The 12,730-nt window shown below is 47.2% G+C and carries 8 protein-coding genes; 5 read left to right on the top strand and 3 right to left on the bottom strand.

Annotated elements, in window-relative coordinates; translation table 11 throughout:
- Positions 1 to 310: 310 nt before the first annotated feature.
- Complete coding sequence (locus tag QUA24_RS08870; RefSeq protein WP_333228909.1) at positions 311 to 3,046, bottom strand: bifunctional acetate--CoA ligase family protein/GNAT family N-acetyltransferase; 2,736 nt, start codon at positions 3,044 to 3,046, stop codon at positions 311 to 313.
- A gap of 412 nt (positions 3,047 to 3,458) precedes the next feature.
- Between QUA24_RS08870 and pflB the strand changes: the two genes are divergently transcribed.
- The 4 genes from pflB (at position 3,459) to clpS (ending at position 10,083) form a co-directional block, all read left to right on the top strand.
- A complete protein-coding gene (gene pflB, locus QUA24_RS08865; protein ID WP_333228907.1) occupies positions 3,459 to 5,687 on the top strand; it encodes a formate C-acetyltransferase in 2,229 nt (742 codons plus the stop codon).
- Positions 5,688 to 6,066: 379 nt separating this feature from the next.
- The gene (gene pflA, locus QUA24_RS08860) at positions 6,067 to 6,807 is read left to right on the top strand and encodes a pyruvate formate-lyase-activating protein (RefSeq protein ID WP_333228905.1); all 741 of its coding nucleotides are present in this window, start codon (positions 6,067 to 6,069) and stop codon (positions 6,805 to 6,807) included.
- A gap of 124 nt (positions 6,808 to 6,931) precedes the next feature.
- Positions 6,932 to 9,562: a bifunctional acetaldehyde-CoA/alcohol dehydrogenase gene (adhE, locus tag QUA24_RS08855; protein ID WP_333228903.1), complete on the top strand. Its 2,631-nt coding sequence runs from the start codon at positions 6,932 to 6,934 to the stop codon at positions 9,560 to 9,562.
- A gap of 227 nt (positions 9,563 to 9,789) precedes the next feature.
- Positions 9,790 to 10,083, top strand: a complete 294-nt coding sequence (clpS, locus tag QUA24_RS08850; RefSeq protein WP_006633998.1) for an ATP-dependent Clp protease adapter ClpS — start codon at positions 9,790 to 9,792, stop codon at positions 10,081 to 10,083.
- Between the two features lie 70 nt (positions 10,084 to 10,153).
- Here the strand turns inward: clpS and QUA24_RS08845 are convergent, their stop codons facing one another.
- Entirely contained in the window at positions 10,154 to 10,654 is a 501-nt protein-coding gene (locus QUA24_RS08845) for a plastocyanin/azurin family copper-binding protein (protein WP_333215190.1), read from the bottom strand.
- A gap of 89 nt (positions 10,655 to 10,743) precedes the next feature.
- Positions 10,744 to 11,862, bottom strand: a complete 1,119-nt coding sequence (locus QUA24_RS08840) for a tocopherol cyclase family protein (protein ID WP_333228900.1) — start codon at positions 11,860 to 11,862, stop codon at positions 10,744 to 10,746.
- Between the two features lie 163 nt (positions 11,863 to 12,025).
- Here QUA24_RS08840 and QUA24_RS08835 point away from each other — a divergent pair, with 163 nt between their 5' ends.
- Positions 12,026 to 12,607, top strand: coding sequence for an Npun_F5749 family FMN-dependent PPOX-type flavoprotein (locus QUA24_RS08835; RefSeq protein ID WP_333228898.1), 582 nt, complete (start codon positions 12,026 to 12,028; stop codon positions 12,605 to 12,607).
- The last annotated feature ends 123 nt before the right edge of the window (positions 12,608 to 12,730 follow it).

Raw genomic sequence — 12,730 nt, 5'->3', positions numbered from 1 at the left:
AGTACCTGGGATACCATTGCCCATAATGTCACTATCGGTGTGTAGACGCTGCTGTAATACCTCACATTCTCGTTAGCGAGAAGCTCTTGGACTTTAAAGTCTGGTAGAAGCTCCTTCCAGGGTAAGGCCACACTCTGTAAAAATTGTTGCTTGAGAATAGACGCACGATTTGACATAATAGAGATAGATTTTTGTGTTTGTAAGGCAATGATCTATATATATATTGCCTTACAGATTTTTTTTTGCTCACTTTTTCAGTGCCATTGGATTAAAGTCATGATGAATGAGAATTATTTAACCAAACTTGCTATTAGCAAACAAAAACAGCTTTCAACATTCCTTCGCCTCGGTCTGGTTGGAGTTCAAATCCTAGTTTTTTACAGAGGCTCTGCATCTTGTAGTTGCTATTGAGAATGTAGCCGACGATCGCCTCTAATTTCTCTTCCTGACCAATTTGCAGCATCCGCCTCAATAATTGTGTTCCCAAACCGCGCTGCTGATAGCTATCGCTAACGATCAGGGCAAATTCGGCTTGGTTTGTGCCGTGGAGTTTGCTCAGACGCCCTACTCCCAAAATCCGGTGTTCTGAGGTTTCCGGGTCTTGACGATCGGCTACTAACACCATTTCCCGATCGTAGTCAATAAAACAAATCCGGGTCAAACGTTCGTGAGCGATGCGGTGCTTTAACTTTACCATGTGAGCGTAGCGCAAATACACGCTCTCTTCGGAAAGTTCTTGGTGGAACAGCACCATCAGCGGCTCATCTTCTGGGCGAATCGGACGGATGGTGATGGGACGATCGCCCTTTGTTGACCATGTTTGAACGTATTGCGTAGGATAGGGGCGAATCGCGGGAGAAATGGGGTTTTCCGTTGTTTGGAGAACAACGCGGGCATCAAGAGCGATCGCACCTTCAGGAGAAACCAACAGCGGATTAATATCAATCTCGGCAATTTGAGGTTGCTCTACAATTAGTTGACTGAAACGAACTAATAACTGTTCGAGTTGTACCATGTCAATTGCCGATCGACCGCGCACTCCTTGCAAAGCTTTATAGATGCGCGTTTGCTCCATCATCCGCCGCGCTAGGGTGGTATTTAAAGGCGGAAGTGCCAGCGATCGATCTTGAAATACTTCCACTAATTGTCCGCCGGAACCAAACAGCATCACCGGCCCAAATTGTGGGTCGATACTGCTACCCAAAATTAGTTCATAGCCTTCCAAATGCACCATCGGCTGCACGGTCACGCCGAGAAACGCTGCAGGATCGATCGCCCGTACCCGCTGGGAGATCGCCTCAAAGGCACTAATTACAGCGTTAGCATCGCCTAAATTTAGTTTTACGCCCCCCACATCGGTTTTGTGAGTAATCGTCTCAGAATGAAGTTTTAGCACCACTGGATAACCGAGGCGATCGGCAATTTCCACAGCTTCGGCAGCACTCGCTGCAATTTCTGTCGCTACGGTGGGAATGCCGTAAGCTGCCAGCAACTGTTTTGATTCGTACTCGGTTAATAAAGTGCGATTGTTTTGGCGGGCAGCAGTCAAAATCTTCGCCGCAGTCGCACACCCAGAAGTCTCGATTTCGCAATCAGCGGGGAGAGAAGGCGTTTCGTAGATAGCGCGCAGGTTGTATGTGTACCGCCACATATAGTTGAATAACCTGACGGCGGTATCGGGATAGGGGAAAGTCGGAATATTTGCCTGATTAAGAATTTGCGTTCCCGCTGATACTTCCACACCGCCCATCCAGCTTGCCAATAAGGGCTTTCCGAGTTTGCTGTAAGACTTGAGTTTTTCTGCGGTTTGCGTCGGATTCGTCATCGCTTGTGGCGTCAGGATGACCAGCAATCCGTCACTATTGGGATCGGGAGCGACAACTTCTAGAGTTTTGGCGTAAAGATCGCTACTAGCATCGCCCAAAATATCGATCGGGTTGTGATGACTCCACTGAGGTGGCAAAAACTCATCAAGCTGCTGCAGCGTCTCCGGTGCCAAATCTGCCAGCGCACCGCCGTCGCTAATTAAGGCATCAGTGGCGATCGCCCCTGGGCCTCCTGCATTGGTGACGATCGATAGGCGGTTGCCCTGCGGTCGCGGTTGCTTGGCCAGAATTTCTGCCATGTCGAACAAATCGGAAATCGTATGTACCCGCAACGCGCCACAGCGGCGGAAAGCAGCGTTAAGCACGTCATCGCTGCCGGTCAAAGCTCCCGTATGGGAAGCGGCGGCTTGGGCGGCGGCGGCGGTACGTCCTACCTTGAGAACGATGATCGGTTTGTCGATCGCCACTGGGCGGGCGGCGGACAGAAACGAACGAGCATCACCCATAGATTCCATGTACAAAACGATACTGTGAGTATGGGGATCGTCTCCGAAATACTCGATCAGATCGCCCCAACCGACATCGAGCATAGAGCCGATCGATACAAAGGCGCTAAAACCGACATTTTCTCCCAAACTCCAGTCTAGGATCGAAGTACAGAGGGCGCCGCTTTGACTGATGAAGGCGACATTACCCGAACGGGCGATCGTACCTGCAAAAGTAGCATTGAGCCCAAGCACAGGATTCATCACGCCGAGGCAATTTGGGCCGATAATCCGCATTCCGCCGAGACGCGCCTCGGCCATCACTTGCTGTTCTAAAGCCTCCCCAGCCGCACCAATCTCTTTAAAGCCCGCAGAAACAATAATTGCTCCTTTCACCCCAGCAGCGATACATTCGCGGATCACTTGCGGCACTCCAGCAGCAGGCGTAGCAATCACCGCCAGATCCACTGTTTCCGGGACGCTAGCAATGTCAGGATAAGACTTGAGCCCCAAGACGCTGCGGCGCTGCGGATTCACTGGAAAAACTGTTCCGCCAAACGGATTCCGAATCAAGTTCCACAGGAGAGTTCGTCCGACGCTTCCTTCTCTCTCTGTTGCGCCGATTACAGCCACGGAGCGAGGCTGAAAAATCCGATCGAGCGGATGACGCTGTTCTTTCCAAATATCGTGAGCCGGATCGCTCGCAGTGCTTTGATTTCTTGAATTTATCTGCATAATACCCTACTTCAATTAATCAGCAATTAATATTGCTCTGCTTTCGATAACAATTCTCGAATCAAATCCGAACTATTTTTCTGCTATTCTTCTGCTTTTTCTTCCTCTTCTTCTGGTCTTCGCAGTTCGCGACCAAAAATCTCATTGCGGGTTTCCGACCGCCCCGCTCTTAAACAACATTTCAGTTGTCAAAGTGTTAGTTCGGAATCCCATTTTGTCAGATCTTCCTCAAAAATCCCAGAGGTTGTTCTGCATACTATCTATCTTAATTCTTCCCACAGAATTAGCAAGTCAAGTTTTGTAACAAAGAGCGAACAGGCTATTTAAAATATTGAGATTAAATATATAGTAGATATAGCGGTCGGAGGAGAAAAGATCGATCGCTAACAAAAAATTGAGGTGAAAGCAAGCTATGTTTGCAGAATGGCACGGCTTTACTGAAGGCAACTGGACAAAGGAAGTCAATGTCAGAGACTTCATTCAAAAAAATTACACGCCCTATGAAGGGAATGCAGAATTTCTCACAGCACCAACCGAAAAAACCCAGCAGCTTTGGCAAAAAGTTCTGGAATTAATGAAGCAAGAGCGCGAAAAAGGTGTATTGGATGTTGATACAAAAGTTCCCACATCTATCACGGCTCATGCAGCAGGATACATCGATCGCGACCTAGAACAAATAGTAGGTTTGCAAACCGATCGACCTTTGAAACGCGCGATTATGCCCTTTGGCGGGATTCGCGTTGTCAAGGCAGGTTTAGAAGCTTACGGCTATCAGCTCGATCGACAAACTGAAGAAATATTTACGAAATATCGCAAAACTCATAACGATGGTGTATTCGATGTTTACACGCGCTCGATGCGTCTGGCGAGACGTTCGGGTATCATCACAGGTTTGCCAGATGCCTACGGACGCGGGCGGATCATCGGTGACTACCGGCGCGTGGCTTTGTACGGTGTCGATCGCCTAATTGATGATAAAAAAACACAGCAAGAATCACTCGAACTAGACGCGATGGACGAGGCAACAATTCGTTTGCGCGAAGAGTTATCCGAGCAAATTCGGGCATTGTTTGAGTTAAAAGAAATGGCTGCTAGCTACGGCTTTGATATTGGCCGTCCGGCGGCAAATGCACGAGAAGCTGTCCAGTGGGTGTATTTTGCCTACTTGGGAGCAGTGAAAGAACAAAACGGGGCAGCGATGTCTCTCGGCCGCGTATCGACGTTTTTAGACATTTATTTCGAGCGCGATTTGCAAAGTGGCGCGAGTTCCGAAGTGGAATTGCAAGAACTGATCGACCATTTTGTAATGAAACTCCGTATGGTGCGGTTCTTGCGGACTCCCGACTATAACGCTCTGTTTTCTGGCGATCCAACTTGGGTAACAGAGGCGATCGGCGGTATCAGCGATGACGGTAGAACATTGGTAACTCGTAACAGTTTCCGATTCTTGCACACCCTGTCAAACCTCGGTACTGCACCAGAACCAAATCTCACCGTTTTGTGGTCGGAAAACTTGCCGGAAAACTTCAAAGAATTCTGTGCGAAGGTATCCAGCGACACAAGTTCGATTCAGTACGAAAACGACGATTTGATGCGTCCTCAATACGGCGATGATTACGCGATCGCCTGTTGTGTCTCTGCGATGCGAATTGGCAAGCAAATGCAGTTTTTCGGCGCGCGAGTTAACTTGGCTAAGACTTTGCTCTATGCGATTAACGGTGGTAAAGATGAGAAGTCCGGTGACCAAATCGCGCCGCAGTTCCCACCGATTACTACCGAATATCTCGATTATGACGAGGTAAGAGCCAGGTTCCACGACATGATGGCGTGGTTGGCAAAAACGTATATCAATACGTTGAATGTCATTCACTATATGCACGACAAATACTGCTACGAACGCCTGGAAATGGCATTGCACGATCGCGATGTTTACCGGACAATGGCCTGCGGAATTGCCGGATTGTCAGTGGTGGCGGACTCGCTCTCGGCGATTAAACACGCTAAAGTTAAGGTGCTTCGCAACGAGCAAGGTTTGGCCGTAGATTACTCGATCGAAGGAGAGTATCCAAAATACGGCAATAATGACGATCGCGTAGACAGTGTGGCGATCGAACTTGTGCAAAGCTTCATGAACGAAATTCGCCAGCACAAAACCTACCGTGGCGCTGTAGCGACTCAATCGGTACTCACGATTACTTCTAACGTAGTGTACGGCAAAAAAACTGGTAGCACTCCCGACGGACGTAAAGCAGGCGAACCCTTTGCTCCCGGTGCTAATCCGATGCACGGCCGAGATTCCTGTGGGGCGATCGCATCCTTATCTTCTGTAGCGAAACTGCCTTACAGCGATTGTCAAGATGGCATATCGAATACTTTTTCGATTTTACCGCAGGCCTTGGGCAGAATGGAGAGCGATCGGACTAACAACCTAGTTAGTCTTATAGACGGTTACTTCCACGATGGTGGCCATCACATCAATGTTAACGCGCTCGATCGGCAAACATTACTAGATGCGATGGAACATCCAGAAAACTATCCCCAGCTAACAATTCGCGTCTCCGGTTATGCGGTTAATTTCATCAAACTTACCCGCGAACAACAATTAGATGTGATTAAACGGACTTTCCACGAACGGGTCTAAATCCCATTGAATCGGCGGTTGAAACCGCTCCTTGTCAAACGAAGTCCGAGCTGAGGGGGACTCAAGAAGCGCCTACATAATGGGTTCTCGATAAGTCTTTTTTCGTCTAGTTTCGCTGTTGAACCATAAGACCAGATCCCCCCTAACCCCCCTTAAGAAGGGGGGAACAAGAGTATTCTTGAATTCCCCCAACTATCTGGGGATTCAAGGGGAACCGTCCACTTCTCAAAGTCAACCCCTACTCCCCTTCTTAAGGGGGATTTAGGGGGATCGAGCCTCAGCAACCAAACGAAAAATCCGCAAGTTTCCAGGCTTAAGTTAACCTCGCCCTCCCGCTCATCCCTATTCTCAAAATCCCTACCAACAAACAGCAAATTAAATGTCTGGAATTGGTCGCATTCATTCAATCGAAACATTTGGTACAGTAGACGGCCCCGGAATCCGGTTTATCGTCTTCACCCAAGGCTGTCCGTTACGCTGTCTTTACTGTCACAATCCCGACTGTCGCAATTCCCACGATGGTAAAGAAGTAACCGTCGATTATTTAATCGAGCAAATTACAAAATGTAAATCCTACCTGCGGAAAGGAGGCGTTACAGTCAGCGGCGGCGAACCGTTGATGCAGCCGGATTTTGTCAGAGAAATCTTTACCCGCTGTCATCAAATAGGCTTGCATACAGCGCTGGACACATCAGGATTCTGTGTTTTAGAAGTTGCTAAACCGGTTCTGGAAATGACCGATCTGGTTTTATTGGACATCAAATCCTACATTCCCGAACTGTATTACAAAGTCACCAATGTTTCGATCGAGCCAACTTTAGCAATGGCAAAATATCTCAGCGAAATTGGCAAACCGACGTGGATTCGCTTCGTTCTAGTTCCTCACCTCACAGATGCCATCGAAAACATAGAAAAACTAGCGGATTTTATTGCCACTCTGACCAATGTGGAAAAAGTTGAAGTCTTACCATTTCATAAAATGGGAGAATACAAATGGGAACAATTAAAACTGGATTACGAACTCAAGGATACACCTCCAGCTTCACCGGAAGTCGTGCAAAAAACTGTTGATATTTTTCGCAGTCGCGGGCTAAATGCGATCGGAGCTAGCGGTATATAATAATTAAAAGACCGCGTTCACAAGTCACAAACAATCTAGAAATTATCTGCGTCGATCTGCGGGTTCCCTACCAATCAAAGATTGAGGCAATAATTTTTCCGAAATAAACATCAGGAAAAATAACATGAAAGTTACCAATTTAGAAGAATTAGAAGTCCTAATTCAAAAAGTAAAAGCAGCCCAAGCTGAATTTGCCACCTACACTCAAGAACAGGTCGATCGCATATTCAAGCAAGCAGCTTTAGCCGCTAATGCCGCCCGTATTCCCTTAGCCAAGGCAGCAGTCAAAGAATCGGGAATGGGAGTCATCGAAGATAAGGCAATCAAAAATCATTTTGCCTCGGAAATGATTTACAACAAATACAAAAACGACAAGACTTGCGGTATCATCGAGTCCGATCGGCATTTTGGCTACGAACGCATTGCCGAACCCGTGGGACTGCTGGCGGGAATCGTGCCTGTAACTAACCCGACTTCCACCACCATCTTTAAATCTTTAATCGTGCTCAAGACGAGAAATGGGATTATATTTTCGCCCCACCCCCGCGCCAAATCCTGCACGGCTGCGGGGGCAAAAATCATCCTCGATGCTGCTGTAGCAGCAGGAGCACCACCGGATATTATTGGGTGGATTGATGAGCCAACTGTGCCGCTTTCCCAAGCTTTGATGCAGCACCCCGATATCAAACTAATTTTGGCAACTGGCGGGCCGGGAATGGTAAAAGCGGCCTACTCTTCAGGACATCCCTCCCTCGGTGTCGGCGCAGGAAATACTCCTGCCATCATCGATGAAACCGCCCACATCCAAATGGCTGTCAGCTCAATTTTGCTGAGCAAAACTTTCGACAACGGCACGATTTGTGCTTCTGAACAATCGGTGGTTGTTGTGGATGAGGTGTACGATGCTGTACAACTGGAATTCATCAAGCGCGGTGCTTATTTCCTGAATGCTGAAGAACGGGAAAAAGTGCGGCAGGTAATCTTAATTGATGGTCGATTGAATGCCGAAATAGTCGGACAATCGGTGCAAAAGGTGGCGCAAATTGCGGGCTTTACAGTGCCGTCAAACATCAGGGTTTTGATTGGAGAAGTGGATGCGATAGGTAAAGCAGAACCCTTTGCTTGTGAAAAACTTTCGCCGATTCTCGCTATGTATCGCGCCAAGGACTTTACTGAAGCAGTAGAGAAAGCCGAAGCGCTGATAATTTTTGGCGGACACGGACATACTTCTGTACTCTACACGGCTCCGCACAATCAGAAGCACATCCGTTATTTTGAAAGCAAACTAGAGACTTCGCGGGTGCTGATTAATACGCCTTCTTCTCAAGGTGCGATCGGCGATTTGTACAATTTCCGTCTCGATCCCTCCCTTACCCTCGGTTGCGGTAGCTGGGGCGATAATTCCATTTCTGTCAACGTGACACCCCATCACCTGCTCAATATCAAAACCGTAGCAGAACGGCGCGAGAATATGCTCTGGTTCCGTATTCCTCCCAAGATTTATTTTAAGTCGGGTTGTCTTCCTGTAGCTTTGAGGGATCTTGCAGGTAAGAAACGTGCTTTGATCGTGACGGATAAACCTTTGTTTGAATTGGGATTGATTAAGGAAGTCACAGATAGTTTGGAAGAAATCGGCATCGATCACTACACATTTTACGATGTGGAACCCGATCCTTCGCTTGCTACTGTTGGCAAAGGTTTACAAATCTGTAATAGTTTCCATCCAGATGTGATTATTGCCTTTGGTGGTGGCTCGCCTATGGATGCTGCTAAAGTAATGTGGCTGATGTATGAGCATCCAGAAATTGAGTTTGAAGGATTGGCGATGCGGTTTATGGATATTCGCAAGCGGGTATACGAACTGCCGCCTTTGGGTTCAAAGGCAATTATGGTGGCAATTCCAACTACTTCGGGAACGGGTTCGGAAGTCACGCCTTTTGCGGTTGTTACGGATGAACGATCGGGGATTAAGTATCCGCTTGCAGATTATGCTCTGACTCCGAGTATGGCGATCGTCGATCCAGAACTTACCCTGAATATGCCTCGAAAACTGACTGCTTACGGCGGCATTGATGCGCTAACCCACGCTTTAGAAGCTTATGTTTCTGTGTTGGCTTCTGAGTATACAAATGGTTTGGCTTTAGAAGCGATTCGTTTGCTGTTTAAATACCTGCCCAGCGCTTACAAAAATGGTGCTAACGATCCGAAAGCACGGGAGAAAGTACATTATGCTGCTACGATCGCCGGCATGGCATTTGCCAACTCTTTTCTGGGGGTTTGTCACTCAATGGCTCACCAATTAGGCGCAACTTGCCATGTCCCTCACGGTTTAGCGAATGCGCTGATGATTTCCCATGTAATTCGCTACAATGCAACGGATATTCCGTTCAAACAAGCGATTTTTTCTCAAAACAAGTATCCTAACAGCAAGTGGCGTTATGCTCGAATTGCGGACTATCTGAATTTGGGCGGCGATACAGAAGATGAAAAAGTTGAGAAGTTGATCGCAGCGGTGGAAGATCTGAAGCGTCAGGTAGATATTCCTACCACGATTCAGGAGGCGATCGCCAGTCAGGGAATGAGTGATGATTTCTTTTTTGCTCGCGTTGAGGAAATGGCCGATCACGCTTTTGACGATCAGTGTACCGGAGCGAACCCCCGCTATCCGTTGATTGAAGATTTAAAGCAACTTCTGGTGCAAGCGTACTCTCACGGCGACACTTCTGAGGTCGATCGAGTCTTAACTTTAGTTTAATCGGCGCGATGCCATAGATTTCTCCAGAAAAGTCTGTCAATGGGGAGCAAGGTACCTAACCCCTAATCCCCACAGTTTCTGGAGAAGTTTAACGCAGAGCCCGGTGGTGAAAATAAACCCCTAAGCGGATCAAAATACCAAGTACGGGTTAAAAAAATCTGAAATTGTGTTAAAATTTGAGAGGTAACTATTTTACGAATTTTGTAGTTTTAGTGGCTGTTCGCGCGATGACCTCTTCACCAACCATAGCACCCGTTCGATCGAGTCAAGTTACCCGCAAACCTTATCCCAACTATCGGGTAATAGTCCTCAACGACGATTTCAACACATTCCAGCACGTTGTGGAATGTTTGACAAAATACATTCCAGGGATGACGAGCGATCAAGCTTGGAAACTCGCCAACCAAATCCACCACGAAGGCCAGGCCACCGTCTGGGTTGGCCCGCAAGAGCAAGCAGAACTTTATCATATGCAATTGAGCCGTGCAGGACTGACAATGGCTCCGCTAGAGTCTACTTAAAAAGTGTCTAGAGGGCCGAAAGTTCGATCGATTTTCGGTAATTCATCTGAAATTGAACGGAGATTGGGATTTAAGAGGCGATCGTAATTTTGCCAATCATCCCCGCCTCTGTATGTCCGGCTACCGTACAGCGCAGGTTGTAGGTTCCCGATTTCACGGGCACAAACACCCATTCTGCCATAGCGCCCGGTTTAAGTTCCAATTCGTGAATGGCTCCTTTAATTTCCACTTTCCCAGCTTCAACTTTTTGAGTCCAACTCGCATCAGCAAAGTTTTTAGCAGTAAAATAATGTTTCTGCGAACTGGGATTTTTCAGCACTAATTTATAGCGCTTGCCCGATTCAAATTCTAGCAGATTGGGAAAAAACTTAAGTTCCCCAGCTTCGTTACCTAAACTAACAGTAATTTCGGTAACAGGTTGGCGTGACAAATCACCTGCAGCACTAGCAATTGCTGCCGGTCTCAAAATTGTACTCAAACATAAAATTAGTCCCAAAATAACTTTGAAAGTTTTTTGTAACCGCTGGCTGCGGTAGAATTTGCCTAATTGCCAACCGAGTAAATTGATCATGGCTGTTAAGACTACTGTTAACTATTAACTGACTAAGGACTAATAAGGACTGACTACGGACTAATGACTACTGACTAATGACTAATGATTTAATTCGATCGCCAAACTTCATCCCAAGGCCCGCCCCCAACTTCCAAACCCGATAAAGAACTTTGAGCCTCTAAGATAATTCTAGAACGCTGCTTGCCATTTTTTTCCACATTTCCCCCCAACAACTCTCGCAGTTGCAAGCGCAATTCGCCGTGCGTCGTATCGCGGCAGCAAAAAGCCAGACCTTTTTCGGTAGGAGCTCGCAGATAAGTACCAGGACTGTTTGTAGTGCCAATTAACTCAACTTCAAACTGACTGTTTCTCGCCTGCATTTTCCAGCTTCCCCAAGGTTCAATAGTCCAACTAACTTGGGAATTCCAAGGCACAAATTCGTAAAATTTGCCTCGGTAATGCAGACCAATCATTGCTACCGATTCCATCCACCACAGCACGCCCCGCTTGCCACCGCCAGCAGTTAAAGCTAAATCGCTTTCGCCTTGAAAACAATTGCAATTAATCCAAAACCACTTTTGCGGAAAAGCACCACCCCAGTTTTTTTCGCTGTAAGCGGGAGCATCTTTAAATTCGTAGCGTTGGTCATTCCAATCAATCCAGCCCGTGGCTAAACCGTGAGCCATTAAAATTTGCCATCCCGGCTCAAATACGGGGAGAAAAGATAGCATTCCCGCCGTAGATTTCTGGAGTTCCTGAGAGTTGCCCCAGCCATAAATAGGTTGGATTTCATACTGCCAAAAACAGTGGCTGCCGCTTCCCGGATCGTGCAGATAACCTTGATTCAAACTAGCAGTAGCTTGATAGCCTTCTTCGACGCGGCTGTCGAATACTTGGGGTTCTAAGTATTGGGGTTTAATTTGTAAATCTGTTTTGCCCCAATGTCCGAAACCTAAGCTTTCTCGATCCGCCCAAAACTTATTTACATTGGGAAAAGTGCGACACAAATAGCTATCTTTCGGGCCGAGAATCTGAGCTGCACCGCCACTGTAAGGTTGACCGCCTCTGGGATCTTCGATGGAATACATGAATGCAAAGGATTGTCCGTGAATCGGTAATGTTATTCTGTAGTACCAGCCTTCAAAAAAGCGGCGGGAACTGCCGTCCCAGTGGTAGCCACTATGGGGAGTTTCAATAGTTTTGAGTTTTGATAGTGAATTTGACATAGAATTACCAATAGCAGAAAGAAGAGTCAGTAGTCAGTAGTCATTAGGCATTGGGCATTGGGCATTGGGCATTGTTAACCGTTGACTGTTAACCGTTAACTAATGACTAATGACTAATGACTACTGACTAATGACTACTGACTAATATGATAGGTTATTAATTATGTCTTTAGCACTTTGGCGATCGCCCTTAGCTAGTGCCCTCCACCGCAACCGCAGTCTTGCTTTTGCCCGTTACTTGCAACTTGCAACTGTTCGCGCCACCGGGCGTCCGGCCAACCGCACTGTGGTGTTTCGAGGCTTTTTAGCAGATACTAATCAGTTGAAATTTATTACAGATATTCGCAGCCAAAAAGCCGAGGAAATTAACCTCTATCCTTGGGGGGAAATTTGCTGGTATTTCCCGAAAACTCGTGAACAATTTCGGATTGCTGGAAAGCTCGTTTTGGTAGGGGCAGATTATCCAGAGGCAGAGTTGTTCTCATCGCGGTGCACAACTTGGCAGGAGCTTTCTGAGGCGGCTAGAGCGCAGTTTGCTTGGCCGCAGCCGGGGGATGACAAAGCCGAGGCTAGTGCTTTTGATTCTGCTTCCCCAAGTGAGATCGAGCCGCTGCCTAATTTTTGCTTGCTGTTGTTGGAACCGGAAACGGTGGATTTGTTAGAGTTGCGGGGGGAACCGCAAAACCGATCGCTTTATCGGCGCGACGGGGAGGGAAATTGGTCTGTGCGATCTGTTAATCCTTGAAAAAGTAGTCAGTAGTCAGTAGTCAGTAGTAATTAGTTATTGGTTATTAGTTATTAGTTATTGGTTATTGGTTATTTGTTGTCAGTTCCAATGCCCAATGCCCAATGCCCAATGCCCAATGCC

Source organism: Microcoleus sp. Pol12B5 (assembly GCF_036701335.1).
In the GTDB taxonomy this organism is placed as follows: Bacteria; Cyanobacteriota; Cyanobacteriia; order Cyanobacteriales; family Microcoleaceae; genus Microcoleus.
This window is presented reverse-complemented; position numbering and strand designations above follow the sequence as displayed.